The sequence below is a fragment of the Salidesulfovibrio onnuriiensis genome (genome assembly GCF_008001235.1).
GTDB classification, from domain to species: Bacteria; Desulfobacterota; Desulfovibrionia; order Desulfovibrionales; family Desulfovibrionaceae; genus Pseudodesulfovibrio; species Pseudodesulfovibrio onnuriiensis.
Genome location: NZ_CP040751.1, coordinates 2,784,873 through 2,810,598, shown reverse-complemented (window position 1 = coordinate 2,810,598; position 25,726 = coordinate 2,784,873). Strand labels below are relative to the sequence as shown.

27 protein-coding genes are annotated in these 25,726 nt (G+C 59.3%); 9 read left to right on the top strand and 18 right to left on the bottom strand.

The annotated features are described in order from the left end of the window. Nucleotides 1–28: 28 nt before the first annotated feature. The gene (locus FGL65_RS12785) at nucleotides 29–982 is read right to left on the bottom strand and encodes an ABC transporter ATP-binding protein (RefSeq protein WP_147821567.1); all 954 of its coding nucleotides are present in this window, start codon (nucleotides 980–982) and stop codon (nucleotides 29–31) included. A 15-nt stretch (nucleotides 983–997) separates the two neighbouring features. After that, a complete protein-coding gene (locus FGL65_RS12780; RefSeq protein ID WP_147821566.1) occupies nucleotides 998–1,963 on the bottom strand; it encodes an ABC transporter ATP-binding protein in 966 nt (321 codons plus the stop codon). A 30-nt stretch (nucleotides 1,964–1,993) separates the two neighbouring features. Between FGL65_RS12780 and trmFO the strand changes: the two genes are divergently transcribed. From trmFO to traT, 4 genes are all read left to right on the top strand, one after another. Beyond that, nucleotides 1,994–3,370, top strand: coding sequence for a methylenetetrahydrofolate--tRNA-(uracil(54)-C(5))-methyltransferase (FADH(2)-oxidizing) TrmFO (gene trmFO, locus FGL65_RS12775; RefSeq protein ID WP_348981256.1), 1,377 nt, complete (start codon nucleotides 1,994–1,996; stop codon nucleotides 3,368–3,370). A gap of 67 nt (nucleotides 3,371–3,437) precedes the next feature. Further along, a complete protein-coding gene (locus FGL65_RS12770; RefSeq protein WP_147821564.1) occupies nucleotides 3,438–4,745 on the top strand; it encodes an O-acetylhomoserine aminocarboxypropyltransferase/cysteine synthase family protein in 1,308 nt (435 codons plus the stop codon). Nucleotides 4,746–4,955: 210 nt separating this feature from the next. Further along, nucleotides 4,956–7,133, top strand: a complete 2,178-nt coding sequence (locus FGL65_RS12765) for a S1C family serine protease (protein ID WP_147821563.1) — start codon at nucleotides 4,956–4,958, stop codon at nucleotides 7,131–7,133. Continuing rightward, nucleotides 7,130–7,876, top strand: coding sequence for a complement resistance protein TraT (gene traT / locus FGL65_RS12760; RefSeq protein WP_147821562.1), 747 nt, complete (start codon nucleotides 7,130–7,132; stop codon nucleotides 7,874–7,876). The genes FGL65_RS12765 and traT overlap by 4 nt, the downstream gene beginning before the upstream one ends. Nucleotides 7,877–7,913: 37 nt before the next feature. Here the strand turns inward: traT and FGL65_RS12755 are convergent, their stop codons facing one another. From FGL65_RS12755 to FGL65_RS12725, 7 genes are all read right to left on the bottom strand, one after another. Beyond that, entirely contained in the window at nucleotides 7,914–8,249 is a 336-nt protein-coding gene (locus tag FGL65_RS12755; RefSeq protein WP_147821561.1) for a ferredoxin-thioredoxin reductase catalytic domain-containing protein, read from the bottom strand. Next, the gene (locus tag FGL65_RS12750) at nucleotides 8,249–8,500 is read right to left on the bottom strand and encodes a glutaredoxin family protein (RefSeq protein ID WP_147821560.1); all 252 of its coding nucleotides are present in this window, start codon (nucleotides 8,498–8,500) and stop codon (nucleotides 8,249–8,251) included. The genes FGL65_RS12755 and FGL65_RS12750 overlap by 1 nt, the downstream gene beginning before the upstream one ends. 87 nt (nucleotides 8,501–8,587) lie before the next feature. After that, nucleotides 8,588–9,469: an amino acid ABC transporter permease gene (locus tag FGL65_RS12745; protein WP_147821559.1), complete on the bottom strand. Its 882-nt coding sequence runs from the start codon at nucleotides 9,467–9,469 to the stop codon at nucleotides 8,588–8,590. 26 nt (nucleotides 9,470–9,495) lie between these two features. Further along, nucleotides 9,496–10,335: a transporter substrate-binding domain-containing protein gene (locus FGL65_RS12740; RefSeq protein ID WP_147821558.1), complete on the bottom strand. Its 840-nt coding sequence runs from the start codon at nucleotides 10,333–10,335 to the stop codon at nucleotides 9,496–9,498. Nucleotides 10,336–10,352: 17 nt separating this feature from the next. Next, nucleotides 10,353–11,174 (bottom strand): amino acid ABC transporter permease, encoded by an 822-nt coding sequence (locus FGL65_RS12735; protein WP_147821557.1) that lies wholly within the window; start codon nucleotides 11,172–11,174, stop codon nucleotides 10,353–10,355. A gap of 125 nt (nucleotides 11,175–11,299) precedes the next feature. Beyond that, nucleotides 11,300–11,935: a dTMP kinase gene (gene tmk / locus FGL65_RS12730; RefSeq protein WP_147821556.1), complete on the bottom strand. Its 636-nt coding sequence runs from the start codon at nucleotides 11,933–11,935 to the stop codon at nucleotides 11,300–11,302. Continuing rightward, nucleotides 11,911–12,939 (bottom strand): 3'-5' exoribonuclease YhaM family protein, encoded by a 1,029-nt coding sequence (locus tag FGL65_RS12725; RefSeq protein ID WP_250645482.1) that lies wholly within the window; start codon nucleotides 12,937–12,939, stop codon nucleotides 11,911–11,913. Before FGL65_RS12725 ends, tmk begins: the two co-directional genes overlap by 25 nt. A 145-nt stretch (nucleotides 12,940–13,084) precedes the next feature. Between FGL65_RS12725 and surE the strand changes: the two genes are divergently transcribed. After that, on the top strand, nucleotides 13,085–13,840 hold the full coding sequence (gene surE, locus FGL65_RS12720; protein WP_147821555.1) for a 5'/3'-nucleotidase SurE: 756 nt from the start codon (nucleotides 13,085–13,087) through the stop codon (nucleotides 13,838–13,840). 84 nt (nucleotides 13,841–13,924) lie between these two features. Next, complete coding sequence (gene gap / locus FGL65_RS12715; RefSeq protein WP_147821554.1) at nucleotides 13,925–14,905, top strand: type I glyceraldehyde-3-phosphate dehydrogenase; 981 nt, start codon at nucleotides 13,925–13,927, stop codon at nucleotides 14,903–14,905. Nucleotides 14,906–14,980: 75 nt separating this feature from the next. Here gap and FGL65_RS12710 read toward each other — a convergent pair whose 3' ends face one another. The 8 genes from FGL65_RS12710 to FGL65_RS12675 are packed head-to-tail and all read right to left on the bottom strand — an operon-like array spanning nucleotide 14,981 to nucleotide 22,254. Continuing rightward, on the bottom strand, nucleotides 14,981–15,793 hold the full coding sequence (locus FGL65_RS12710; RefSeq protein ID WP_147821553.1) for an MBL fold metallo-hydrolase: 813 nt from the start codon (nucleotides 15,791–15,793) through the stop codon (nucleotides 14,981–14,983). Next, the gene (gene cimA, locus FGL65_RS12705; protein WP_147821552.1) at nucleotides 15,790–17,391 is read right to left on the bottom strand and encodes a citramalate synthase; all 1,602 of its coding nucleotides are present in this window, start codon (nucleotides 17,389–17,391) and stop codon (nucleotides 15,790–15,792) included. Before cimA ends, FGL65_RS12710 begins: the two co-directional genes overlap by 4 nt. Further along, nucleotides 17,388–18,626, bottom strand: coding sequence for an aspartate kinase (locus FGL65_RS12700; protein ID WP_147821551.1), 1,239 nt, complete (start codon nucleotides 18,624–18,626; stop codon nucleotides 17,388–17,390). Before FGL65_RS12700 ends, cimA begins: the two co-directional genes overlap by 4 nt. Then, complete coding sequence (gene tsaE / locus FGL65_RS12695; protein WP_348981255.1) at nucleotides 18,623–19,126, bottom strand: tRNA (adenosine(37)-N6)-threonylcarbamoyltransferase complex ATPase subunit type 1 TsaE; 504 nt, start codon at nucleotides 19,124–19,126, stop codon at nucleotides 18,623–18,625. Before tsaE ends, FGL65_RS12700 begins: the two co-directional genes overlap by 4 nt. 6 nt (nucleotides 19,127–19,132) lie before the next feature. Next, entirely contained in the window at nucleotides 19,133–19,588 is a 456-nt protein-coding gene (locus tag FGL65_RS12690) for a CBS domain-containing protein (RefSeq protein WP_147821550.1), read from the bottom strand. A 4-nt stretch (nucleotides 19,589–19,592) separates the two neighbouring features. Further along, the gene (locus tag FGL65_RS12685) at nucleotides 19,593–21,119 is read right to left on the bottom strand and encodes an NAD(P)H-hydrate dehydratase (protein WP_187170387.1); all 1,527 of its coding nucleotides are present in this window, start codon (nucleotides 21,117–21,119) and stop codon (nucleotides 19,593–19,595) included. A gap of 22 nt (nucleotides 21,120–21,141) precedes the next feature. Then, complete coding sequence (gene acpS / locus FGL65_RS12680; RefSeq protein ID WP_147821548.1) at nucleotides 21,142–21,516, bottom strand: holo-ACP synthase; 375 nt, start codon at nucleotides 21,514–21,516, stop codon at nucleotides 21,142–21,144. Nucleotides 21,517–21,528: 12 nt separating this feature from the next. Further along, nucleotides 21,529–22,254, bottom strand: coding sequence for a pyridoxine 5'-phosphate synthase (locus FGL65_RS12675; RefSeq protein ID WP_147821547.1), 726 nt, complete (start codon nucleotides 22,252–22,254; stop codon nucleotides 21,529–21,531). 181 nt (nucleotides 22,255–22,435) lie between these two features. Between FGL65_RS12675 and FGL65_RS12670 the strand changes: the two genes are divergently transcribed. Both FGL65_RS12670 and FGL65_RS12665 read left to right on the top strand, forming a co-directional pair. After that, nucleotides 22,436–23,776, top strand: a complete 1,341-nt coding sequence (locus tag FGL65_RS12670; RefSeq protein ID WP_147821546.1) for a UDP-glucose dehydrogenase family protein — start codon at nucleotides 22,436–22,438, stop codon at nucleotides 23,774–23,776. A 125-nt stretch (nucleotides 23,777–23,901) separates the two neighbouring features. Beyond that, on the top strand, nucleotides 23,902–24,588 hold the full coding sequence (locus tag FGL65_RS12665) for a DUF6901 family protein (protein ID WP_147821545.1): 687 nt from the start codon (nucleotides 23,902–23,904) through the stop codon (nucleotides 24,586–24,588). 54 nt (nucleotides 24,589–24,642) lie between these two features. On the opposite strand, the gene FGL65_RS12660 is transcribed toward FGL65_RS12665, so the two are convergent. Continuing rightward, nucleotides 24,643–24,861 carry a hypothetical protein gene (locus FGL65_RS12660; protein WP_147821544.1) on the bottom strand — a complete coding sequence of 73 codons (219 nt, stop codon included), beginning with the start codon at nucleotides 24,859–24,861 and terminating at the stop codon, nucleotides 24,643–24,645. A 296-nt stretch (nucleotides 24,862–25,157) separates the two neighbouring features. Between FGL65_RS12660 and FGL65_RS12655 the strand changes: the two genes are divergently transcribed. Next, the gene (locus tag FGL65_RS12655) at nucleotides 25,158–25,643 is read left to right on the top strand and encodes a chemotaxis protein CheW (protein ID WP_147821543.1); all 486 of its coding nucleotides are present in this window, start codon (nucleotides 25,158–25,160) and stop codon (nucleotides 25,641–25,643) included. The last annotated feature ends 83 nt before the right edge of the window (nucleotides 25,644–25,726 follow it).

Below are 25,726 nucleotides of genomic sequence, written 5' to 3'. Positions count from 1 at the left end.
AAAGGTGAAGTATTCTCCTCGAATATGATCAATAAAGCCAGCAGGCCACGTGTCTCTTGCCTTCTAGATCATTGAAGGCGGGAGCGTCAATGCGGCACTTGTCCATGGCCTCGGGGCAGCGCGGATGGAACGGGCAGCCCTGGGGCGGCCGGGTGGGACTGGGCAGGTCGCCGGAAAGCGGGATGCGTTGGGTATGCTTTCTGGGATCGGGAGGCAGGATGGCCGAGAGCAGGGCCTTCGTATACGGATGGAGCGGTTTTTCAAAGAGCGCTTCGGAGGGCGCGAGCTCCACGATGCGCCCCAGGTACATGACGGCCACGCGGTCGCTGATGTGGCTGACCACGGAGAGGTCGTGGGAAATGAAGATATAGGTCAGCTCGAACTGTTGCTGCAGGCTGCGCAACAGGTTGAGCACCTGGGCGCGCACGGAAACGTCCAGGGCCGACACGGGCTCGTCGCAGACCACCAGATCCGGGTCCAGGGCCAGGGCGCGGGCCACGGCCACGCGCTGGCGCTGGCCGCCGGAAAATTCATGCGGGTAGCGTTCGAACTGGTCCGGGCGTAGTCCCACCCGTTCCAGCAGGGCGCGCACCTTGTCCTTGCGTTCGGCTCGGGTGCCGATGCCGTGGATGTCGTACATCTCCTTGATGATATCCCCGACGCGCTGGCGCGGGTTGAGCGAGGAGTAGGGGTCCTGGAAGACCATCTGCATGCTGCGGCGCAGCTTCTTGTGGTCCCAGTCCCGGATGGAGGCGCCCTGGAACAGGATGTCGCCGGAGGTCATGGTTTCCAGGCCCATGACGCATTTGGCCAGGGTGGATTTCCCGCATCCGGATTCGCCCACCAGGCCCAGGGTTTCCCCCTTGTCCAGGGTGAAGCTCACGTCCGTGACCGCATGCACTTCCCCGGTCTTGAGGCCGAGCAGGCCGCCGGAGACCCGGAAGCGCTTGTGCAGATTTCGTATTTCCAGGAGCGGGGCTATGGTCGTACCCTCCGGTTATGCGTAAAGCCAGCAGCGCACGCTGCGGCCGTTGTCCAGTTCGAAGCGCTCCGGCATTTCCTGCGCGCAGCGGTCGAACGCCTTGGGACAGCGCGGATGGAACCGGCAGCCCCGGGGCAGATTGAAGATGGACGGCACCACGCCTGGGATGGCGTTCAGGTCGCCTTTCTGGCCGATATCGGGCACCGAGCCGATGAGCCCCTGGGTATAGGGATGCTTGGGGTCCTCGAAAATCTGTTCCACCGTGGCCAGTTCCACGATTTTTCCCGAATACATGACGGCAACGCGCTGGGCCATGCGGGCCACCACGCCCAGGTCATGGGTGATGAGCAGCAGAGAACCGTTCATGCGTTGCTTGAGGTCTTCCATGAGTTCCAGGATCTGGGCCTGGATGGTCACGTCCAGGGCGGTGGTCGGTTCGTCGGCGATGAGCAGGTCCGGCTCGCAGGACAGGGCCATGGCGATCATGACCCGCTGGCGCATGCCCCCGGAAAGCTCGTGCGGGAAGGAGCGGGCGATGCGCCGGGGATTGGAGATGCCCACCAGTTCCAGCATGGATACGGCCCTTTCCGCAGCCTCCTGTTTGCCCATGCCCCGATGCAGGCGAAGGGCCTCGCCGATCTGGTCGTCCACGCGGAAGACCGGGTTGAGGGCGGTCATGGGCTCCTGGAAGATCATGGAAATCTGGTTGCCTCGCACCGTGCGCAACTCGTTTTCGGTCATGTCCAGCAGATCCCGCCCCTTGTAGAACGCGCTGCCCTGGGTGACGCGGCCGGGCGGATCCGGAATGAGCCCCAGCACGGACAGGGCCAGCACGGTCTTGCCGCAGCCGGATTCGCCCACGATGGCCAGAGTTTCGCCTTGCATAAAGGTCAGGCTGACGGTATCCACCGCCTTGGCGATTCCCTTGGGGGAGGAAAAACAGGTGGTCAGACCCTGTATGTCGAGAATGGGTTTGGGCATCTTTAATTCCTACGATATGAATCGATTTTGATGAATATACGAAAAAACTTGGTAATTCACAATGATAACCAGGAGCATACAGTGAAAAAGGTCGCAGTTGTTGGCGGCGGACTGGCCGGGTGTGAATGTGCATGGCAACTGGCCCGGGCGGGTGTTGCCGTGACCCTTTATGAAATGAAGCCGCACAAGTTTTCCGAGGCCCACACCGAAGAGGGATTGGCCGAACTCATTTGCTCCAACTCGCTCCGGTCCAATGAATTCACCACCGGCATCGGATTGCTCAAGGAGGAAATGCGGGCCCTGGGCAGCCTGATCATGGAAGCGGCCCTGGCTTGCGAGGTCCCGGCGGGCAAGGCCCTGGCCGTGGACCGGGCCAAGTTCTCCGAATATGTGACCCGCAGGATCGCGGAGCGGGAAAATATCGAGCTGGAGCGCAGGGAGGTCGAATCCCTGGACGCGCCCGAGCTCGAGGACGCCGACGCCGTCGTGGTGGCCGCCGGTCCGTTGGCGAGCTCGGCCCTGACCGAGAGCCTCATGAAGATCATCGGCGACAACAAGCTGTATTTCTACGACGCCATCGCTCCCATCATCAGCCGTGATTCCGTGAACATGGACATCGCCTTTTGGGGCAGCCGCTACCGTCCCGAGGATGACGACTATCTCAACTGCCCCATGAACGAGGAACAGTACAAGGCCTTTGTGGCCGCGCTGCTGGAGGGGGAAAAGGTGGTGCCCCGGGAATTCGAGAAGGAAATCCATTTCGAGGGCTGTCTGCCCATCGAGGCCATGGCCGAGCGTGGCGAGCAGACCCTGGCCTTCGGGCCGCTTAAGCCCGTGGGCCTGGAGGATCCCAGGACCGGAGAGCGCCACTATGCCGTGGTCCAGCTTCGGGCCGAGAACACGGACAAGACAGCCTTCAACCTGGTTGGATTCCAAACCAAGCTCAAGTACCCGGAACAGAAGAAAATCTTCCGCATGATTCCCGGGCTGGAAAACGCGGAATTCCTGCGGCTGGGCTCCATCCACCGCAACACCTACGTCAATGCTCCCAAGGTGCTGGAGAACCTGGAACTCAAGAATCGTCCCGGCGTTTACCTGGCCGGGCAGATCACCGGGGTGGAGGGGTATCTGGAATCCGCGGCCTGCGGTCAGTGGCTGGGCATCATGCTGGCCGCCCGGCTGGAGGGGAAAGACGTGGAGGAACCGCCGGCAGAGACCTCGCTGGGAGCCTTGCTGGGTCACCTGCGTACCGATGCCAAGAAGTTCCAGCCTTCCAACGTCAATTTCGGGCTCATGCCGGGGCTCAAGAAACGCATGCCCAAGAAGTTCCGCAAGGAGGCCTACGGCGAGCGCGCCCGCGAAATGTTCGCCCAATGGCTGGAGCGGGCGGGAAAACAGGACGCCTAGGCCTTGCCTTGGGACCTGTTTTTGGTCACGTTGACTGACCAGGGAAATCTGAGCCGGGAGGAACATCATGGCTGACGAAAAATACGGATTGCAGACCAGGGCGCTTCACTCGGGGCATGTGCCGGATTCGGATACGGGCTCCCGGGCCGTGCCCATCCACATGACGACCAGCTATGTGTTTCGCGATACCGGGCACGCGGCCGACTTGTTTGCGCTCAGGGAGCAGGGCTTCATCTATTCCCGGCTTACCAATCCCACCACGGACGTGCTGGAAAAACGGCTGGCGGCCCTGCACGGCGGGGCCGGGGCCCTGGCAACGGCCTCGGGCATGGCCGCGGTCTTTTATGCGGTGACCACCCATACCAGCGCGGGACAGAACATTGTTTCCGGCTCCAACCTCTATGACGGTGCGAGCACCCTGTTCCGGCAGACCTTGAGCCGGTTCGGCATAGAAGTGCGTTTCGTGGATTCGTCCGATCCCGCCAATGTCGAGGCCGCCATAGATGAAAATACCCGGCTGGTCTATTCCGAGGCCATCGGCAACCCTCGCTGCAACGTGGACGATCTTTCGGCCATTGCGGACGCGGCGCACGCGCACGGCGTTCCGTTTATTCTGGACTGCACCTCCGCGCCTCCGCCCATAGGCGATCCGTTCGGGTTCGGCGCGGATATCGCGGTGTATTCCCTGACCAAGATCGTGGGCGGGCATGGCACGGCCCTGGGCGGGGCCATTGTGGAAAAGGGCGATTTCGACTGGGCCGCATCCGGCAAGTTCCCGGAAATATGCGACCCGGATCCCGCCTATCATGGGCTGAGTTTCTGGGAGGCTTTGGACTGCGGCAGGGGCGAACCCCGTCCGGTGTTCTGCACCAAGGTGCGCTCCGGCCTTCTGCGCGACACCGGAGCCGCCATTTCCCCCATGAACAGTTTCCTGATTCTCCAGGGGCTTGAGACTCTCCCCATTCGCGCCAGGATCCATTGCGAAAACGCCCGGAAAGTCGCCGAGTTCCTCGCCGGGCACGAGCGCGTGGAGTGGGTCAACTATGCCGGGTTGGAGGATCACCCCGATTTCGGCAATGCCCGGCGCTATTTCCCGGATGGTCCCGGCGCGGTGTTCGGGTTCGGCGTCAAGGGAGGCCTGGAGGCGGGACGCAGGTTTATCGAGGGCGTGGAACTGTGTTCCCACCTTGCCAACATCCTTGACGCGCGGACCCTGGTCATTCATCCCGCGAGCACCACGCATTCCCAATCCACCCCCGAGCAGCAGCGTGCGGCCGGGGTGACCGAGGACATGATCCGTATCTCCATAGGCATTGAAGATATTGAGGATATTGTGGCCGATTTGGATCAGGCCCTGAAAAGCTCAGGGCGCTGAAGCGAATAATACCAGTTTTATTAGTAGTGCACACTGTATAGTGTGCACTTTTTTTATTCTTTTTTTAATAAAATTATTCATAAAAAATAGATTACACGATTGATTTTTGAAAAACCTTGTTCTACCGTGGGCTCCCCAAAAGAAGTTGGTTCGACTGTGCGTATTGTTGTCTTCTGTTTCTGGGTTTCGTGGAGGAGTGGGGATACCAAGGTGAAGTGTTTGCGGAATGTCATTGTCCTTCTGATTTCGGCCGTCCTTGTTTCCGGGTGCGTCATGTCCGTCTTCGAGGATCGAGGCCCCGAATACGGGTTCTTCTTCGATCCGTCCGATCATATCGACGAATTGCTCGCGGAGGGGCGGGTGCAGGACGCTTCGGATGTCTTTTCCCGGAATCGTTCGTGGTTCATGGAGCGTCTCGACGATGATGACGTCCTGGATTCCATGGGAAAGCTGTGCCGGGCATTGCATCCGTTCAAGGTGCGGCCTGCCGAGGTCTCGCTTGCAGTCCTGCAAGGCATGGAATGGCCCGTCGGGCCGGATAAATGGGATGACATGAGGCTGGCCCTGGACGAGGGGGAAGCGAGGCTGACGACCCTCAAGGCGGAGCCTATCCTGAATGTGTCCCCTTGCACTCCGGAGGTCCGGGACTTGCTGCAGGCGGAGCTTGCTGCGTGGAAAGGGCGGTTGGAGCGTTCCGCAGGCAAGGCGTTTCAACAATATCCGCTTCCGTTGGAACAAAGTTTTTTCAAGGTTTATCCCATTTTCCTGGACCAGCAGACATTCTGGGAAGGGAATGTGTCCTGTGTGAAACCGGGGCTCTCCCATTTGGGGAGCAAGGAGCTGGAGCAGGCCTATTCGCTGTATTCCCCGGCAATGAACGACGAGGGACATCATCTTTTTGCGGAGCGTTTTTTTCAACTGTCCTTGCCGTCCGGCGCGGGCCAGGCCAGCCTCATGGATATTGTGGCGGCCTATAAGAAGGCCCGTGGCATGGGAATGAGGGTGGAGAACGTCCCCAATGTCAAATTCGCATTCATTCACGCCACCTGCGACACCCTGATCCGCAAGCGGCTCATTGATTTTCCTATCAGTTTCGACCTTGATATTCCCTTCAACGCGGTCAAGGCCGAGGGCAAGCATCCCTATCAGAGCGCGGCGGTCAAGGGAGCGGATTTCGTCATCATCGTCAATATCGCGCTTGCGAAAAACGACCGGTTCATCGAGAAGACACTTCCCATATCCTCCACCTTTCAAAACGGCGTGACGCGCGTGCCCAATCCCCGGTTCGACATTCTCCGGATGGAGCTGCAGAACGCCACGCTTGCCGCGCTTGGCCAGACCGACCCAAAGGCCTTCGAAAAGGAGGTTGCGGATTTCAAGGAGCGCCTGAGAACCACCCCCGCATTCATCGAAGAGCCGGTGTTCGAATCCTATGAGTATATGGTGGCGGATGTCTTTGTGAAGAAAACGGCCACGGTTCACTATTACATCATCGACCGGCGCGCCCGGACATACTTCACGGATACTTTCGACATCCAATCCAACAACGCCTTCAAGGTCGTCTACAACCTGCATCCCTTCGACATAGACAAAGGCAAGAAGATGGAGGACCTGGCGGCCGAGAAGGACGTCGTGAATTTTGAGGAGTCCCCGATTCCCGTGCCCATCTCCAGCCTGCTGGGGCATTGTGCGGAAAGCGATACCCTGTGGCACTCCTATGCCGACCTGGAAGGAATCCGAAAACAGATCGTGGAGCAGCAGAACGTGGTTTTGAACCGCGAGCTGGAAAACGATTTCGGGTTCAACAGAAACCAGGACATCCGCTTTGAGTCCGTGGTCAAGATAAGCAATGGAGCCGCCTTAGGGTCCGGATTCTACGTTGCCGACGACATGGTGCTGACCAACTATCACGTGGTCGAGGGAGCCCAGTTCGTGGAGCTCAAGCTGTGGAACGAGCATGCCTCGTTCGGTCGCGTGATCGCCCAGGACGCCCGGCTGGATCTGGCGCTCATCAAGGTGCAGGAGCGGGGCCGTCCCGTTCATTTCTACTCGGAGCGTTTCCTGCCGCTGGGCGCCACGGTGGAGGCAATCGGTCATCCCCGGGGCTACGATTTCACCATTTCACGGGGCATTGTCAGCACCGTTCGCAAACATTCCAGCATCACCACGGTGAAGGGCAAACCGGTCCTGTTCGTGCAGACCGATTGCCCCATCAATGCCGGGAATTCAGGCGGCCCGTTGTTCATGGGCGGAAGCGTTATCGGGGTCAACGACTTCGGCGTGATGAAGAGCCAGGCTGAAGGGCTCAATTTTGCGGTGCACTATTCCGAAGTGTTCAAATTTCTCAAACAGCATGGTGTGGAATATCTGATGGAGGTGGAGTCGTGAAACCTGGAAACAAGGTGTTGTTGAGCCTGCTGTGTGTGGCGCTTTTGATCGGCGGGTGCGGAAAATCGAGATACGGGATGGTCCGTGAGCCCAGGACCAGCCTCATGTATGGTTCCTACCTGAGCGATAATTTCGTGGTGGATTCCAGCTTGTATCATAACAAGAAGCTCAAGGTGCGCATCCGCAACACCTCGGGCGATCCCGAGTTTGACCTCAAGCAGTTCAAGACGGTTCTGGAAGCCGCCTATGAGCAGGCCGGGTATACGGTGACCCAGGAGGATGATTTCGGCATTTTGTTGGATGTGAACGTTAAATATTCCGGTCAGATCCAGGATGATTTCAATGAAAAGGGCCGGGATGCCGGGGCCATTGCCGGCGGAATCGCCGGAGCCTACCACGGCATCGAGCGGCATGACGCCACCGATACCCTGGTGGGCGGCACCATCGGCGTTGTGGTGGGGGCCACCATCGGCACCATCCTGGGCAGTTTCGTTACCGACGACACCTATATCATCATTACGGATCTGGCTCTGGCCACGGTTTCTCCCAAAAAGGCGGACGATACGACCACCATCACCTTTGGTGGGAAAAAGAAGAAATGGAAAAAGAACAATTTCCGTGGATTCCGAAGCGTGGACAAGGTTCGTCTGTATGTCTATGCAGGGGGGCGGATGACCGATCAGGCCGAGATCTCCGAAGGAGTGCGGTCCCGGTTCGTGAGAATTCTGCAGGACATCATCTGAAAAAAAGGCCCCGCCGATTGGCGGGGCCTTTTGGTTTCTAAAAAATGATCTTTTCCGGGGGACGCCGTTCCGGCACGGTCTGGTGCTCAATCTCGCCGTCGTTCCATTCCCTGGAAACATACAACCCGCAATAGCATGCGCCGTATTCCTTCACGTCCGGCTCCCGGTAGGTACAGGGGCAGAGGATGTCCTTGTCCAGTTCCAGCTCGCCGTTGGCCAGCCTGCACGGACAGGCCATGTAGCCGAACCGTTTCTTGTTTTCCAGCAGGCTTTCCATCAGGGGCATGGTCATGTTTTCCATGTCCTTGTTGAAGTAGTAGCCCTTGGGTTCCTGCAGCTTCCTGAGTTGTTCGTAGAGTTGCTTGGCGTCCATCAGTCTTTCAATGCCTTGTCGATTTTGTCTTTGTTGAAGCCCACCACCACGGAATCTCCAATGATGATGGTGGGAAACGAAACCGCCGGGTTGTGTTCCTTGACCCTGGCGATGGTGTCCTTTCGTTCCTGGCCTTCCAGCTTGTCCACAAATACGCAGTTGTACTTGATGCCGCATTCATCAAGATATTTCTTCGCGTTCCTGCAGTGAATGCAGGTGCTCAGCGCATAGACGTTGACGTCCTTGCTCATGAAGTCCTCCTCGGGAAGTTCGATTATCCTTGGTGCACGCTTAGATATGCTGGTTAATGTCCTTCATGTCAAAGCGATTGTCGCGGCTCAGGCCTTTCTGGCCATGCGCAATTCCAGCCTGCGCACCAGGAGGGAGCACAGGAGGGTCAGGACGAAATACATGGCCAGGATGGTGATCCAGGTCTCGAAGGTCCGGTAGGTGGTGGTCATGAGCTGCAATCCCTGGAAGGTGAGTTCCTGGATGGAGATGACCGCCACGATAGCCGAGTCCTTGACCGTGGAGATGAACTGGCCCGCCAGGGCCGGGAGCATGCGTTGCAGGGCCTGGGGCAGGATGATGTGGGTCATCTGCTGGAACCGGGTAAACCCCAGGGCGCACGACGCCTCCCATTGGCCGGTTTCCACGGATTCGATGCCCGCGCGCACGATCTCCGCGATATAGGCCCCTTCGAACAGGGCGATGGTGATGATGGCCGAAAGCAACTGGGGCAGCTGCTCCGTGGGTCCCAGCAGCATTTCCAGGACAGGGCGGGGCGTTTCCGCCAGCTCGTAGGCAATGTCCACCATGCCTAGGGCGTTCATGATCTGGTCGCCGATGAAGAAATAGAAGACAAAGACGATGACCAGGGGCGGGGTGTTGCGCACCAGCCCCACGTAGGTCCCGGAGAGTTGCCTCCAGAACAGCCTGGGGCTGACCCGGAGCAGGCCCGCGGCGATTCCGATGAGGGTCGCCAGCAGGCCGCTCCAGAGGCTGAGCCGCAGGGTGGTGAACAGTCCCTTGAGCAGCATGCCGGGGAACCACTGGCCGGATGCGGCGTCCTTCCAGAGGATGAACTGGGGGATGACCGACCATTTCCAGTGGTACTCCAGGCCCACCGAGGCCCGGTGGAGCACGAATGCTCCCGCACCCAGGACAAGCAGGAGCAATACCGCGTCCAGCCGCGTGAATCTGATTGCGCCGCGGCGCATTGTCTTTCGAGGCAATGGTCCGTTTCCTACTGGATCAGGCTTTCCCATTCATTGTCGTTGAACCAGTAGTCGTAACGGTTCTGGAGCCAGCCGGAGGCGAAGTTCACGCGAATCCAGTTGTTCAGGAAGTTCAGGAAATCCATGTCGCTCTTGCGCACGGCAAAGGCGATGGGTTCCCGGGTGAAGTCGTCCTTGAGCGGCAGGAACAGCTTGCCCTCGTACTCCTTGGCAAGGGTCCGGGGAAGCGGGTTGGAGGCCACCAGGGCATGTCCTCGGCCATTCAGCAGTTCCTGGATGGTCTGGGATTCCTCGCTGAAGACCTTGAGGGTGGCCTTGGGCAGGAAGTTGCGGGCCGCCACATGGGCGGTGGTGCCCAGGCGGACGATGACCGTCACCTCGGGCTTGTTGAAGTCGTCAAGACTGTCGAACCCCTTGGCCTTGGCGCTGTTGGCGATGATGGACATTCCGGAGAATTCGTAGGGAATGGAAAAGTTGACCTTGAGGTTGCGCTTGGGGGTCACGCTCATGCCGCCGATGATGACATCGAACTTGCCGGTCTGCAGGGCCGGGATGATGCCTGCCCACTGGGTGGGCACGAAGCGGATCTTCACGCCCATGTCCTCGGCCAGCTTGCGGGCCACGTCGATCTCGAAACCGATGTATTCTCCCTTTTTATCCTTCATGGCCCACGGCTTGAAGGTGTCGAAGCCCACGCGGATGGCGCCGCGCTGCATGATGGCTTCCAGGGTGCTTTCCTTTGCCAGATTCTGCCGCGTCTCTGCCGGGGCCGCAAGGGAGACGTGGGAGACGCCCAGGATTGCGATCAGGGTGATCAGGCCGGTGGTGATGGTTCTCCAGATGGTCATTCCTCTATCCTCCGGAATTATGGGTTGTACATACCGTTCATCCGCTGCTCCAGCACCGCGACGATCCGGGAAAGGATCAGGGTGACCGCGAGGTAGATGGCGGCGACGGTAAACCAGATTTCAAACGTCAGGAACGTTTCCGAGACAATGGTCATTCCCTGCATGGTCAGGTCGTAGATGGAGATGGTCGCCACCAGGGCGGAATCCTTGACCAGGGAGACGGCCTGGCTGGTCAGCGGCGGCAGGATGCGCCGGATGGCCTGGGGCAGGATGATGTGCCGGTAGAGCGTATAGGGGGACATGCCCAGGCTGCGTCCCGCCTCGAACTGGCCCGTGTGAATGGAGGTGATGCCCGCCCGGAATATCTCCGAGGCATAGGCCCCTTCGAACAGGCTCAGGGCCCAGACCGCGGACCAGAATGCGCCCATGTCGAAAATGGGGGCGATGACGAAATAGATGAAGAACAACTGGATGAGCAGGGGGGAGTTGCGGATGAGCTCCATATAGGCCCGGGCGATGGCGTGGGCCATGAAGGAGCGGCTCATGCGGCACAGGGCCGTGCCCAGCCCGATGGCAAAGGCCAGCACCAGGCTGACGCCCGTGATCTTGAATGTCACCCACAGGCCCTTGAGCAGGAGGCCGGGAGTGAAGCCGTTGTCCCAGGTGCAGATGTATTGGGGGACCTGATACCACTGCCAGTTGTAGCCCAGGCGTTCCGAGCCCGAGGCGAGAAGCCAGACGAACCCGGCCATGACCGCCAGGTACATGCAGGTATCCACGAGAAAGTCATGGCCCCGGTGGGTGTTGTTCCGGGCCAGGGAGCAGACGCCTTCGGGCATTATTCCTTGAAGTGCAAGAGGTTGTCAGAAGCGGTTTTTGCCATCAACTGCGTTCGACCCTACCACACTCGGCGGGAAATAATAGGATTTTCTTGCGGGGAAAAAGGTCTGGCGCGTGAGACTGGCTAACCTGCCAGCTTGGTGTCAACCAGGCGCTTGATGTTGGCGAAGACCTCGTCGGGCGTGCCGGAGGCGTCCGCCACCTTGATGCGGTCCCGGTTCAGTGCCGCCCAAGTCAGGTAGCCTTCGCGCACCCGGCTGTGGAAGGAGAGGTGCTCCTGCTCGAAACGGCCTTCCTCTTGGGTCTTGCCGTCGCGCATATTGCGGGTCATGGCCCGTTTGAGGCCCACTTCCACGTCGATGTCCAGCAGGATGGTCAGGTCGGGCCAGCAGCCGTCCACGGCCACTTCGTTCAGCTGGTGGAGCAGCTTGGGGTCCAGGCCCCGGCCATAGCCCTGGTAGCAGACCGTGGAGTCGGCAAAGCGGTCGGAGATGACCACCTTCCCGGCTTCCAGCTCGGGCTTGATGACCTGGGCGATGTGCTGGGCGCGGTCGGCCAGGTACAGGAACAGTTCGGTGATGGAGGTGATGTCCTTGCTGTCCACATGAAGGAGCATTTTGCGCAGCTCGGTGCCGATCCGGCTGCCGCCCGGCTCCAGCGTCAGGAAGACCTCGCGTCCCATGGATTCGAAGTATTCCTTGAGTTTCGTGATCTGGGTGGTCTTGCCGGTGCCTTCTATGCCTTCAAAGGTAACAAACATTGGTTCTCCGTCTTGTTCCTGTTCTTGTTGTTCGGGTCCGGGGTCGGGGTGGGGCGGAAGATGTTGCGTTCCAGGAAACGCATGTAGGGCGACCAGCTTTGGCCGGCCTGCTCCATGTCCTCGTAGGCGGCCTGGATCATGTTCAGCTTGGCGTCCATGTTGTCGGCATGGTGCAGGATGAAGGCCTCGGGCGTCTTGGGGCGCACCGGGGAGCCGAACTCGTGCTCGCCGTGATGGCTGGTGATCAGATGCTTGAGATGCAGCTTGAGACCCTGGTCGAGGTCCCGCGCCTTGGCCAGGAACGGTTCCAGTTTTTCGATGCCGATCTGGATGTGCCCCATGAGGCGGCCTTCGTCGGTATAGTCGTTGACCAGCCCGCCGGAAAGCTCCCAGGCCTTGCCCAGGTCGTGGAAGATGGCCCCGGCCAGCAGGGTCTGGCGGTCCAGGTCCGGATAGTTGTCGCAGATGGACATGCACAGACAGGCCACGGACAGGCTATGCTCCAGCAGGCCGCCCACATAGGCGTGGTGCACGGTCTTGGCTCCCGGAGCCGTGAGCAGCCGTTCATGGTATTCCTCGTTGCGCAGCACCTTGCGGCAGAATTTCTTCCACGGCTTGTGCTTCATGTGCTCGGTGATGAGGTCCTCGATGGTTTCCATGAGCTGCGCGGGCGGCACCTTGCTGGCGGGCATGAAGTCCGCGAGGTCGAGGCCGCCGTTGGTGGACGGGTTGAGATCCAGGTGGTCCACCTTGAGCTGGAGCCTGTCCCGGTAGCTTTCCACGGTGCCGTGGACAAGGACGATCTTTCCCGGCTCCAGCGATTGGTATTCCAGGCTCTTGGGGCTCCAGATCTTTCCTTCCAATTGTCCGGTTGCGTCCTGGAAGGCCACGTTCCAGTACGGACCGTTCCGTGACTGGCCCATGTTGGCCGTTGACAGGATGAAGAGGTCGCTCACCTGGTTTCCAGGCGACAAGTCGCGAATATATTGTATTTTCTGTGTCACGTTGCTTGATCTTGGCCGGATGTTGGATTATCCCGCCCGTTATCTGGTAACGTCCTGTTAAAGGATGCAAATCGGATGATTTGCCGCTACAAGGTTATGAACCTGATTTCACATGGATTGTCAAATCCGGAAAAACAGGAGAACCATGAGAGTACTGCTGACCAACGATGATGGAATCCAGGCCGTGGGCCTGCGTGGTCTCTACCGCGCGCTCATTGATGCCGGCCACACCGTCGACGTGTTCGCCCCGGTGACGGAGCAATCCGCCGTGGGGCACGCCGTAACCCTGTTCATGCCTTTGAAGGTCAAGGCGTTTCAGGAAGACGGTTTTGTGGGAAACGGTGTCTACGGCACCCCGGTGGATTGCGTCAAGCTCGGGTTGTCCACATTGCTGGGCCATACGCCCGATCTGGTTTTGTCCGGAATCAACAGCGGCGCCAACGTGGGCGTCGACATCCTGTATTCCGGCACGGTTTCCGCAGCCACGGAAGGGGCGCTCATGCACATTCCGTCCATGGCCGTGTCCCTAGATAACTTCAACCCCCAAAACGTTGACGAACAGGCCCGGTATTGCGTCGATCTCATTCCCCAAATTCCGTGGGATCGCCTGCCGAAAAAGTGCGTCATGAACCTGAATTTCCCGGATTGTCCCGTCGGCGAGGCAAAAGGACTGCGCCTGTGCCCCCATACTCGCGCGTCCTATCGCGACTGGTACGATGTTCGGGAAGACCCCCGAGGCAGAGCCTATTACTGGCTCCAGGGTGAGATCCCCAAAGAACGGATCAGCGAGGACCGCGACCGCGCGCTGCTCACCGAGAAGTTCATCACCCTGACCCCCCTGCGGTTCGATTTCACGGACCGTGAAACCCTTGATCTGTTGGGAGCGTGTGATTTTTACTGAAAAAGCGTGAAAATAGCTTGCGCCAACAGATAACTTTGGTTTTATATTTGGATGTGAATCCAACCAATCCCCAAGGAGAGACACATGGCTACGAAAATTGGTATCAATGGATTTGGACGCATCGGACGGTATCTCACGCGCATACTCGCCGGCGACAAGGACCTGGAACTGGTGGCGGTGAACGCACGAGCCTCCAATGAGGACCTGGCCTACCTGCTGGCATATGACTCGGTCCACGGGCGTTTCCCGGGCGTGAAACCCACCGCCAACGGATTCAGCATCAACGGAAAGGAAGTGGTGGTCACTCGTCACGGCGAAGGCGATTGGACCTGGGGCGACATGGGCTGTGACCTGGTGGTGGAATCCACCGGCAAGTTCAACAACCAGGCAAGCTGTCAGAAGCACATGGAGTGCGGCGCCAAAAAGGTGGTCATCTCGGCCCCGGCCAAGGACGCGGACATCACCGTGGTCATGGGCGTCAACGACAAGGATCTGACCGCCCAGCACAAGGTCATTTCCAATGCCTCCTGCACCACCAACTGCCTGGCCCCGGCCGCCAAGGTCATCAACGATAATTTCGGCATCGTGCACGGCATCATGACCACGGTGCACGCCTATACCATGAGCCAGCGCGTGCTGGACGGCACCCACAAGGACATGCGCCGGGGGCGCACCTGCGGCGTGAACATGGTGCCCACCACCACTGGCGCCGCCAAGGCCGTCGGCCTGGTTTTGCCCGAACTGGACGGCAAGCTGGACGGCATGTCCATTCGCGTGCCGACCCCCAACGTCTCCCTGGTGGACCTCGTCTGTGAGCTGAAGAAGCCCACCTCGGCCGAGGAAGTCAACGCAGCCCTCAAGGCCGCCGCCGATGAGCACATGGGTTATTCCGAAGAGCAATTGGTCTCCATCGACTACACCGGCTGCACCTTCGGCGGAGTCATCGATGCTCCCATGACCCGGGTGCTGGACGGCACCCAGCTCAAGCTTATCATTTGGTACGACAACGAAGCCAGCTTCACCTACCAGCTCAAGCGGTTGGTCAAGAAGGTCGCTTCCATGTAGTCTCTCGGGAAAAGATAATGAAAAAGCCCTGTTCCGTGTGCGGAGCAGGGCTTTTTTGCGGATGTCTTTTGTGAGCTAGAAGTCGAACCGCATGCCGGACCGGAGGTCCGTGACCTCGCAGTCGAGCATCTCCTTGAGGGCCTTGGCAGCCTTTTCCCCGGTGCAGTGCCCCACGGCCAGTTTTTCCACGCCGAACATGCGGCAGGCCTCGGCGCTTTCCTCGATGGCCGCGGTGTCCGCGTTGTAGAGGTGCAGGCCGCCCAGCACCGCGTGAATATGTTCCACGCCCAGGCGTTCGCGGGCGCAGAGCAGGCTGTTCATGACCCCGCTATGGCAGCAGCCCAGCTGGATGACCCAGCCCTTGGGCGTGTCGATGGCCAGGAAGGCGTCGTCCTCCACCGGGTCGGGAATGTTTTCGTCCGGGCTGAACGAGAAACCCTTCACGGCCTGGTAGTTGCCGGGAATCCTCGGTATGTCCGTGATCATGGTGATCACGCCGTTGAGTTTTCCGGTATCGGCCACGGGCGTGAAGTCCCCCAGGGGCGAGGCCAGACCGATGGACTTGGTCCCAGCCTCCTTGACGCTGTAACGCTTCCTGGTGCAGCCGGGATGGGCAAAGACGGGACCCTGGTAGCCAGCCTCGCGGAAGGCCTGGATTCCGCCGGTATGGTCGTAGTGGCCGTGGCTCAGGGCCAGGCCTGCCGCCTCGAGCGGATCAATGCCCATGAGCGCAGCATTGGCCAGGAACTTCGGGGATGCGCCCGCATCCCATATCCAGAGCTCGTTGCCGGTCCTGATGGAGGTGGAAAATCCCCATTCACAGGCCAGGCCGGGGCCTGCCGTATTGTCCATGAGGATGGAGATGCGTATCGGAGCGGAGTTCGTCATTGCGTCAGTTTCCTTTTTTCGTCGCAGAGCAGCTTGAAGTTGATGGAATCCACCACGGCCTGCCAGCTGGCCTCGATGATGTTGTGGGAAACGCCCACCGTGGTCCAGCGGTTGTACTGGTCGCCGGATTCGATGAGCACCCGGACAAACGAGGCCGTGCCGCCCGTGTCGCGCACTGCGCCGGACAGGACGCGGACCTTGAAGTCCAGCAGGCGGACGTCGGCCAGGTTGGGGTAGAATCGCTCCAGGGCCTTGCGCAGGGCGCGGTCCAGGGCGTTGACCGGGCCCATGCCCGTGGCGGCGGTGTGCTCGATCTGGTCCTCGACCTCCACCATGACGGTGGCCTCGGAGGTGGGTTCCGCGTCCTCCTCCCGCTTGGCGTCCGCCACGAAGAAGTTCAGGAATTTGAAGTAATTGATTGTTTTCCCTGTGATGGCCTCATGGAACATGAGCTCAAAGGAGGCCTCGGCGACCGAGTATTCGAAGCCCATGCTTTCGCGCAGCTTGAGCTCCTTCATGATCTGGTCCACGCGGGGATCGCCCTTGTCCAGGGGGTAGCCGAACTGCTCGGCCTTGGTCAGCAGGTTGCTGCGTCCGGCCAGGTCCGAGAGCAGGATGCGCTGCACGTTGCCCACTGCCTCGGGCTTGATGTGTTCATAGGTTCGGGCATCCTTGCGCACGGCGCTCACATGCACGCCTCCCTTGTGGGCAAAGGCCGAGGCCCCCACGAAAGGCTGGCGCAGGAATGGGCGCAAGTTTGCGATTTCGCTGACGAAATGGGAGGCCTCCACCAGGCTTTTCATTCTCTGCTCCCCGATGGCTTCCAGACCCATCTTGAGTTCCAGGCAGGGGATGATGGAGCAGAGGTTGGCGTTGCCGCACCGTTCGCCGTAGCCGTTGATGGTGCCCTGGACGTGACGCGCGCCTTGGCGGACCGCCTCCAGGGCGTTGGCCACGGCAAGCTCGCTGTCGTTGTGGGTATGGATGCCCAGGGCGGCCTCCGGCAGCTTTTCCCGGATGGTCCGGATGATTTCCGAGATATCCCGGGGGAGCGAACCGCCGTTGGTGTCGCAGAGCACCAGCACGTCCGCCCCGGCCTCGTGGGCCGCCCGGAGGCAGGCCAGGGAAAATTCGGGGTTTTCCTTGAATCCGTCGAAAAAGTGCTCGGCGTCGAAGAAGACTTCCCGGACATGTGGCTTGAGGTAGGCGATGCTTTCGCGGATGATCTGCGTGTTGCGCTGTTCCTCGATGCCCAGCGCCAGGGTGGCGTGCAGGTCCCAGGTCTTGCCGAAGATGGTCAGGACCTCGGCCTTGGATTCCAGCAGGGATTGGAAGATCCGGTCTGTTTCCGGTGAGGCCTTCGGGTTGTAAGTGCTCCCGAAGGCCGTGATGGTCGAATTCTGAAAGGAGTGTTTTTGGATTTCCTGGAAGAAGTGGTGGTCCGTGGGGTTGGAGCCTGGCCAGCCTCCCTCGATGTAGTGGACACCCAGCTCGTCGAGCTTGTGTGCTATCCTGACCTTGTCTTCCATGGTCAGGTTCAGTTCTTCCGCCTGGGTGCCGTCTCTCAGTGTGGTGTCGTATATGCTTACTTTTTTCATGATGACTCTGGTTTCATCCCGCCTTCTTCAAGTTCGAAGGCTTTGTGCAGCGTTCTGACTGCGAGTTCCGTATATTTGTCCTCTATGAGGCAGGTAACCTTGATCTCCGAGGTGCTGATCATGAGAATGTTGATGTTCTCGTCGCTCAGCGCTTTGAAAGCTCTTGATGCCACGCCGGAATGATTTCTCATTCCGACGCCGATAATCGAGACTTTGCTGACGTTTTCAGCGTATAGCAACTCCTCGTATCCTATTTCGTATCGTAGGCTTTCCAGCACCTTGAGGGTCTGTTCAAGGTCGGCCCTGGGGATGGTGAAGGTCATGTCGGTACGGCCGTTCTTGCTCGGGTTCTGGACGATCATGTCCACGAGGACTTTCTTTTCGGCCAGGGGCACGAAGATGGCGGCGGAAATGCCGGGCTCGTCGTGAACGTGGACGAGGGTGACGCGGGCCTGATCCTTGTCGTAGGCGACCCCGGAAACGAGAACGGATTCCATATCAATATCCTCCTGAGTGACGAGCGTGCCCATTTCATCGGTGAAAGTGGAGCGCACATGCACGTCGACATTATATTTTTGAGCAAATTCGACAGACCTGATCTGCAACACTTTGGCGCCCATGCTGGCCATTTCCAGCATCTCGTCGTAGGAGATCCTGTCCATTTTCTTGGCGTCGTTGCAGATGTTGGGGTCGGTGGTGAAGACACCGGGAACATCGGTATAAATTTCGCAGACCTCGGCGTCCAGGGCCGCGGCCATGGCCACTGCGGAAGTATCGGAGCCGCCACGGCCCAGGGTGGTGATGCGGCGCTGCTCGTCGCAGCCCTGGAAGCCCGCCACCACGAGGATGTCGTTTTCCTCAAGCATGTTCTTGAGCTCGTCGGTGTCGATATTCACGATGCGGGCCTTGCCGTAGCTGCAGTCGGTGTGGATGAAGGCCTGGAAGCCCAGGACCGAGCGCGCGCGCACGCCCTGTTGCTTGAGCAGCATGGTGAAAAGGGCGCAGGAAACCTGTTCGCCGGTGGAAACCAGGGAATCCACCTCGGCCGGGTCCGGGTTGTCGCTCCATTCCTTGGCCAGCGCCAGGAGCCGGTTGGTTTCCCCGGCCATGGCGGAAAGCACCACCACGACCTTCTTCCCTTCGCGGTAGGGGCGAAGGACCTTTTTCATGACTTGCTTCTGGCATTCCAGATTGGCAACGGAAGTTCCACCAAATTTCTGTACGACGATGTTCATGTCAGATCCGATTCCGTTGTATATTCCGAGAGAAAAGGCGTCAGGGACTCCAGCAGCGCCCGGGCCTTGCTCCCAATGGTTGTTATGGTGAGTTCCCGGCCGTTACGCTCCGGGGACCATTCCAGGCTCAGCGCCTCCTGCGGCCAGTATTCCCGGCCGAGAAACTGGGCCCATTCGATGACCGTGACGGTTGCGCCGTCTTCGAGAAAATCGAAAAGCGCGTCGTCCGGCTCCATTCCTTCCAGCCTGTAGAGGTCGAAATGGGCCACTTGGGGGGTTGTGGGGTACACGTTGAAAATATTGAAGCTCGGGCTGGCCACTTCCGCGTTTTCCGCGCCGGGCAGGGCCTCCACAAGCCCCCGTATCAAAGTGGTCTTACCGGAGCCGAGGTCGCCCTGCAAGAGCACAGCCGGTCGAAATGAGGCTTCCGCCATGCTTTTTGCCAGTATTTTCCCCAATTCGAGGGTGGATTCGGCGTTTTTCAGGCGGAGCTTCAGCATGGAAAACTATTGTCCTTGTTCCACAAGGGTGCGCAACACATCTTCCTTGCCCACAACGCCCACGAGTTTGCCTTCGTTCACCACGGGCAGGGTGTAGAGCTTCTGCTCGGCCATGATGGTGGCGATCTGGGTCAGGTCCGCTTCCGGGGAAACAAAGGTGGGATTGCTGGTCATGGCCTGGCCCACCACAATGGCGGAGATCTTTTGCATTTCCTTGTCCAGCTCCTCGTAGGAAGCCAGAGGGAACACGCCGTCCAGCAGGGTGAAGAACGAGGGTAGCTGCAGTTCCTTCTGCTGGGCCACCAGGTCGCTTTGCGTCAGGACGCCCACCAGCTTTTCGCCCTCAAGCACGGGAACTCCGTTGATCTTGTTGTCCAGCAGGGTTTTCACTGCGGTCACAATGTCGGTTTCCGGAGTCAGGGTAATGGGGGATGCGGTCATGATGTCTTTTGCTTTGAGCATGTCCTTACTCCTTTGCGGCTTCGGGCAGCATGGTTGCTATTTCCCGGGCAAGGTTGCCCCGGGACGGGTATCGTTCCTCAAGCAGCAAACCGGCGGTCGCGTGCCAGTACACTCCGAGACAGGCGGCCATGAACGGGGCCGTCTCGCGTGCAAGCAGGGAACCGACAAGGCCGGCAAGCACATCACCGGAACCTCCCACGGCCAGCGCGGGAGCGGAAACGGGAGATATGCAGGTCCTTTGGTTATCGGCCACGACGGTGCAGGAACCTTTAAGCACCAGGGTGGCTGCGGTGTTGCGGGTGAATTCCTCGGCGGTCCCGATCCGGTCGTCCTGAACATTGGCGGATGTCCGTCCCGTGAGCATGCCCATTTCCCCGGGGTGGGGCGTGAGCACGACTTTTTCGGAGAGGCTCTTCAAAAGCTCCGGCCGTTGCGCCAGACAGAAGAGGGCGTCCGCATCGAGCACCAAGGGAAGGGGACACATTGCAACAAGTTCATTCAGAAAATCAACTGTTTTTCTTGTCCTTCCCAGGCCCGGCCCGACGACCGCCGCATCGAAGCGGTCCAGGTGGGAAGCGATGCGGGCCGCATCGCCTTTTTCCCATTCCGTGCCGGAGCCGATGGGCAGGGTCATGATTTCCGGAGCGCCGGCCTTGATGGATTCGGCCAATGCCCCGGGGCAGGCCACGGTGACCAGTCCGGCCCCGGCACGCAGCGCGCCCAGCGCGGCCAGGTGCGGTGCGCCGGTCAGCCCCTGGGAGCCGCCCACTATAAGCACATGCCCGGCCCGGCCCTTGTGCATGTCCGGTTCCACCGGGGGCAGTTGCCTGAAAATTTCATCCGAGATCATCCAGCGCCTGGGGGCGAATCTGTCCTGCACCAGCCGGGGAATGCCGATGGAGCAGACGAAGAGGTCCCCCGTGAATTCCTCGGCCCGGGAGCCGATGAGTCCGAGCTTGGCGGCCTGGAACGTGGCCGTGGCGTCGGCGCGCACAGCGTCAGGCTGCGGTTTGCCGGTAAGCCCGTTCAGGCCGGACGGGATGTCGATGGCAAGGACGTAGGCGCGCTCTCCGAGGCGGTTGATGCCCTGGACGAGACGCTGGTAGTCTTGGCGCAATTCACCCTGGAAGCCCGTTCCCAGCAGTCCGTCGATGATTATGTCGGGTTGCGGCAGGGTCTCGATATTCACGGCTCCGAGATGGAGCATGGGGATGCCCAGTTTACCGCACAGGTTCAGGTTGGCCCGGGCCTCCCCGGTGTATCTGCTCTTGGGCTTGGTGTGGAAGACGGTGACGTCGGCGTTCAGGTCGGCCAGGTGGCGGGCCATGGCGAACGCGTCGCCGCCGTTGTTGCCGGAACCGGCGAAGAGGTGGATGTCCATGCCCTCGACCTCGCCGAAGTCCTCGAGCAGGACGGCCACGGCCTCCCGGCTGGCGTTTTCCATGAGCACCATGCCCGGAATGCCGAGCGTCCGGATGGTTTCCCGATCCCAGGCGGCGATTTCATCGGGGGTGGGCAGGGGCAGAAACACGTGTTCCTCCGGTGGTTCGGGTTCAGCCTTCCAGTATGACCACGGCCGCGGCGTGCCCCTTTTCATGGGTCAGGGAGATGTGGGCCTGGAGCGCGCCTAATTCCTTCATAACATCCAAACCCTTGTCGAGGAAGTGGATTTCCGGTTTTCCGCTGGGAGCGTGAAGAATTTCCACGCAATGGAAGTGGACGCCCCGGGCAAAGCCGGTGCCCAGCGCCTTGACGGCCGCCTCCTTGCCCGCGAAAAGGGCCGCCAGCCGTGGCACAGGATGCTTCCGGGGCAGTTGGGTCATTTCGGCATCGGTGAGAATCTTGCGGGAAAAGCGCTCGCCGTGCTTTTCCCACAAGGTTTTGATTCGGTCGATTTCGACTATGTCGAGTCCGGTTCCCTTGATCATGCCTGGACGGTCCTAGTCCACGAAGGTGCGGATGATTTCGGCCATGTCCCGGACCGCCCGGTCCAGGCCCACGTAGATGGCCCGGGCCATGATGCTGTGTCCGATGGAGTATTCGCTGATGCCGGGAACGTTCTTGAAGGCCAGGATGTTGCGGTAGTTGAGGCCATGGCCCAGGTTGACCTTGAGCCCTAGGTTGCGGGCCTGGCGGATGCCGTCCAGGATCCTGCTCAGCTCCACGTTGCGCTCGTTGATTTCCTTGGCGTCGGCGTAATGGCCTGTATGGATCTCGATGAATTCCGCGCCGATGGTGTTGGCCGCCTCGATCTGGGCCGGGTCCGCGTCGATGAACAGGCTGGAGCGGATACCCTTGGCGTGCAGCGGGGCAAGAAACTCTTTGAGTTCGGCTTCGCGCCCCACGCAGTTCAGGCCGCCCTCGGTGGTCAGCTCCTCGCGTTTTTCCGGAACCAGGCAGACGGTTTCCGGATCGATGTCCAAGGCGATGCCCTGCATCTCGGCCGTGGCCGCCATTTCGAAGTGCAGGCGGGTGTTGCAGGTTTTGCGGATCATCTCCACATCGCGGTCCTGGATGTGGCGGCGGTCTTCGCGAAGATGTGTTATAATGCCCACGGCGCCGGCCATTTCGGCCATGTAGGCGGCGGTGGCGGGTTCGGGCTCGATTCCCATTCTGGCCTGACGAAGCGTGGCCACGTGGTCGACATTTACGCAGAGTACGGGCATTGGTATTCCCTCCAAGTGAATTGTTTCGTCATGGGTGTGATTACGCGTTCCGGTTTTGGAAGTAAATACATGGGGCTTTTCGGTCCGGCGACTTATCACGCATTGACAATGGTCGCGCGCTCCATGTATCGCCTATGCCTGATTTTGTTCTCAAGTAAATAAATATGGAGATACTCAATACATGAATGTTTGCATCGTAGGAACCGGTTATGTCGGCCTTGTGACCGCGGCCTGCTTCGCCGAAATGGGAAGCAACATCAGCTGCGTTGACGTGAATGAAGACGTTGTCGAAGGCCTGAAGGACGGTCATGTCCATATTTACGAACCCGGCCTGGAAACTTTGGTGAAGCGCAACTACGCGGAAGGGCGTCTGGACTTCACCACCTCCCTGGCGGAAGGTCTGAAGGACGCCCGCGTGGTGTTCATCACCGTGGGAACCCCCAGCGACGACCAGGGCAACTGCGATCTCTCCTATGTGGATGCCGTGGCCCGCGAAGTAGGCCAGCTCATGGATTCCCCCAAGATCGTGGTGGACAAGTCCACCGTGCCCGTGGGCACTGCGGACCGCGTTCGCGGCATCATCCGGGAAGAGCTGGACAAGCGCGGAGTGGACATTGATTTCGACGTGGTTTCCAACCCCGAGTTTCTCAAGGAAGGGGACGCGGTCAACGATTTCATGAAGCCCAACCGCGTGGTCGTGGGTACGGAAAGCGAAGAGTCCGCAGAGATCCTCAAGGAACTTTACGCACCTTTTGCCCGCAGTCGCGAAAAGCTCATCGTCATGGGAGTGCGCAGCGCGGAAATGACCAAGTATGCCGCCAACTGCATGCTGGCCACCAAGATTTCCTTCATCAACGAAGTGGCCAACATCTGCGAACGCGTGGGCGCCAATGTCAGCGAGGTTCGCATGGGCATCGGTTCCGACGTGCGCATCGGCTACCATTTCATCTATCCCGGCGTGGGATACGGCGGATCCTGCTTCCCCAAGGACGTCAAGGCGCTCATCGGCACCGCGCGGGAATACGGCTATGACGCCCGCCTGATCAAGGCCGTGGACACCGTGAACGACGACCAGAAGGTTGTCCTGGCCCAGAAGATCCTCGACTACTACGAGCCCCAGGGCGGCGTCGCGGGCAAGACCCTCGGCCTGTGGGGACTGGCCTTCAAGGCCAATACCGACGACATGCGCGAGGCTCCGGCGCTGGAACTCATCCGCGTGCTGACCTCCAAGGGCATGAAGGTCAAGGCCTACGATCCCATCGCCTGGGAACGCGCCGCCGAGATCCTCCAGGGCAACGACCTGGTTGAGATTGCCAAGGACGAATACGAGGCTCTGGAAGGCACCGACTGCATGGCCGTGGTCACGGATTGGAATCAGTTCCGCAATCCGGACTTTGAGCGCATCAAGGAATTGCTCAAGGCCCCCATCCTTTTTGACGGCCGTAACCTGTACGGCCCCAAGCAGATGGGAGAAGCCGGTTTCGCCTACTTCAGCATCGGACGTTTGCCGGTGAAGCCGTAATCGATGTCAGTGTTAGTCAAAGGGCCGCGTCTTCGGATGCGGCCCTTTTTTTTGACGTTCTTGCCTTTTGCCGGGCAAGACGGCTAACATGCTGAAAACCGATGAACCTTTGCCTGCAGGTATTCATGAAGATATCGTATCTGTTTTCCTTCGATAGCGGACGCTTTGACCGGTTCGACTTCAGTTTTCATCCCGTCACGCTCGAATGTCTCGGCGATGTGCCCGCGAATCCCCCGGAGTGGACGCTGCTGGACAACCATCGGTGCCCGCATTGCACGGTGGGGGAGGAGTGGAAGCCCTACTGCCCGTTGGCGGTTCGAATTCATGACATCGTGGACCGGTTCAGCACCATGGTTTCCCATGAGCCCGTGAAGGTGGAGGTCGTCACCGCGGAGCGGCGCTATTTCTGCGAGACCACGGCGCAACGCGGGCTCAGCTCGATGCTCGGCCTGATCATCCCCACCAGCGGGTGCCCGCATACGGCCTTTTTCCGGCCCATGGCCCGGTTCCATCTGCCGTTTTCCACCGAAGTGGAAACCGTCTACCGTTCAACTTCCATGTATCTTCTGGCCCAGTATTTTTCCCGGAAGGAAAAGGGGAGTTGCGATGAGGACTTCAAGGGACTGAAGGCCATTTACAAGAATCTCGAACGGATGAACCTTTCCCTGGCAAGGCGGGTCAGGGATGCGTCCGAGGCCGACTCGTCGGTGAATGCGGTCATTTTGCTGGATCTGTTCGCCAAGACCCTTACAGGTGTTTTTGGCGATATTCTCGAGGAGTTGCGGCAATTGTTCGCCGGCTATCTGGAATGAGACAAAAAAACGCCCGGCCTTGAAAGGGGCCGGGCGTTTTCTCTGCTGACGGTATCAGCGGATATGCCGTCTACAGCTACGAAATTGCAGTTCCTGAAGGATGACTTTTTCGTATTCGGGATGAGAGGTCATCAAATCCGGGCTTTGCTCCTGGTCGAGAGCCCGGGCAAGCTGCTGAGTTTCTTCCCAGAAGTCTAGCAGCTCATCGTCAGCCAGCGACTTTACCTGGTCTTCCAGGGTGAAGTCGTCAGTGGAAGTGTCATACTGCCCCATGCTTGGTGGACCATCCTGAATTTGCTACAAATTTAAAAATAACAGATAGATAGGTGCTTAACAGAGGCCTAAGTTAGACCGTTATCGGCAGTAGGTCAACCTCGATATAACCGGCTTCGCGGCCCGGCCGGAGGGTCGGGAGCAAAATTATTCGCCAAATCAATATGTTTGCCGTGCGGAAAATATATTACCATTGACAAACCAATGCTCCCTTGCCACTGTTAGGCCAGTCTGGAAAAGGCGATTTGCCTTGCGCAAGTGAGTTACTCCATGCCACTCAAGAGAGGTTTCCCGAGATGGAAATTGAAGAAAGTGAAGTTCGACAGCAGGATGATGAACTCATACAGCTCGTGACATTCAGTGTGGGCGAGGAAGAGTTCGGGGTTGATATTCTCCAGGTGCAGGAAATCATCCGCACCATGGAGATCAGCAACGTCCCGCGTGCGCCTGAGTTCGTCGAGGGCGTGATCAATCTTCGCGGCAAGGTCATTCCCATTGTCGACCTGCGCAAGAAGCTGGGCCTTGAAGCCCGTGAGCATGACAAGCATACCCGTATCATCGTCATAGAAATCAGCACGATGATTGTTGGTTTTGTCGTGGATTCCGTTTCCGAGGTGCTGCGCATTCCCGCCAATACCGTGGAACCGCCGCCGCCTGTTGTTTCCGGCCTTGAGTCCGAGTACATTGACGGAGTCGGCAAGATGGAAGATCGGCTGTTGATCCTGCTTGATCTGAACCAGCTGTTGAGCAATGAGGAGAGAGAAGCATTGAATATTGTTTAGCTTCTCTCTATTTTGAGAAATAGACAGCCGCCTTTCGCTTTTGCGTTGAGGCGGCTTTTCGTGATGGGCCGGTCGGCCCGAGG

Excerpts from the sequence above, each read along its gene's own strand:
- FGL65_RS12735 (WP_147821557.1), bottom strand. The coding sequence starts at position 11,174 with ATGCCCGAAGGCGTCTGCTCCCTGGCCCGGAACAACACCCACCGGGGC.
- FGL65_RS12690 (WP_147821550.1), bottom strand. The coding sequence starts at position 19,588 with ATGCTCAAAGCAAAAGACATCATGACCGCATCCCCCATTACCCTGACT.
- FGL65_RS12660 (WP_147821544.1), bottom strand. The coding sequence starts at position 24,861 with ATGGGGCAGTATGACACTTCCACTGACGACTTCACCCTGGAAGACCAG.
- tmk (WP_147821556.1), bottom strand. The coding sequence starts at position 11,935 with ATGTTTGTTACCTTTGAAGGCATAGAAGGCACCGGCAAGACCACCCAG.
- trmFO (WP_348981256.1), top strand. The coding sequence starts at position 1,994 with ATGAATATACGAAAAAACTTGGTAATTCACAATGATAACCAGGAGCAT.
- FGL65_RS12755 (WP_147821561.1), bottom strand. The coding sequence starts at position 8,249 with ATGGACGCCAAGCAACTCTACGAACAACTCAGGAAGCTGCAGGAACCC.
- FGL65_RS12740 (WP_147821558.1), bottom strand. The coding sequence starts at position 10,335 with ATGACCATCTGGAGAACCATCACCACCGGCCTGATCACCCTGATCGCA.
- FGL65_RS12670 (WP_147821546.1), top strand. The coding sequence starts at position 22,436 with ATGAATGTTTGCATCGTAGGAACCGGTTATGTCGGCCTTGTGACCGCG.
- FGL65_RS12745 (WP_147821559.1), bottom strand. The coding sequence starts at position 9,469 with ATGCGCCGCGGCGCAATCAGATTCACGCGGCTGGACGCGGTATTGCTC.
- FGL65_RS12780 (WP_147821566.1), bottom strand. The coding sequence starts at position 1,963 with ATGCCCAAACCCATTCTCGACATACAGGGTCTGACCACCTGTTTTTCC.
- gap (WP_147821554.1), top strand. The coding sequence starts at position 13,925 with ATGGCTACGAAAATTGGTATCAATGGATTTGGACGCATCGGACGGTAT.
- tsaE (WP_348981255.1), bottom strand. The coding sequence starts at position 19,126 with ATGCTGAAGCTCCGCCTGAAAAACGCCGAATCCACCCTCGAATTGGGG.
- FGL65_RS12655 (WP_147821543.1), top strand. The coding sequence starts at position 25,158 with ATGGAAATTGAAGAAAGTGAAGTTCGACAGCAGGATGATGAACTCATA.
- FGL65_RS12710 (WP_147821553.1), bottom strand. The coding sequence starts at position 15,793 with ATGACGAACTCCGCTCCGATACGCATCTCCATCCTCATGGACAATACG.
- FGL65_RS12770 (WP_147821564.1), top strand. The coding sequence starts at position 3,438 with ATGGCTGACGAAAAATACGGATTGCAGACCAGGGCGCTTCACTCGGGG.
- FGL65_RS12750 (WP_147821560.1), bottom strand. The coding sequence starts at position 8,500 with ATGAGCAAGGACGTCAACGTCTATGCGCTGAGCACCTGCATTCACTGC.
- acpS (WP_147821548.1), bottom strand. The coding sequence starts at position 21,516 with ATGATCAAGGGAACCGGACTCGACATAGTCGAAATCGACCGAATCAAA.
- FGL65_RS12675 (WP_147821547.1), bottom strand. The coding sequence starts at position 22,254 with ATGCCCGTACTCTGCGTAAATGTCGACCACGTGGCCACGCTTCGTCAG.
- FGL65_RS12665 (WP_147821545.1), top strand. The coding sequence starts at position 23,902 with ATGAAGATATCGTATCTGTTTTCCTTCGATAGCGGACGCTTTGACCGG.
- surE (WP_147821555.1), top strand. The coding sequence starts at position 13,085 with ATGAGAGTACTGCTGACCAACGATGATGGAATCCAGGCCGTGGGCCTG.
- FGL65_RS12700 (WP_147821551.1), bottom strand. The coding sequence starts at position 18,626 with ATGAACATCGTCGTACAGAAATTTGGTGGAACTTCCGTTGCCAATCTG.
- cimA (WP_147821552.1), bottom strand. The coding sequence starts at position 17,391 with ATGAAAAAAGTAAGCATATACGACACCACACTGAGAGACGGCACCCAG.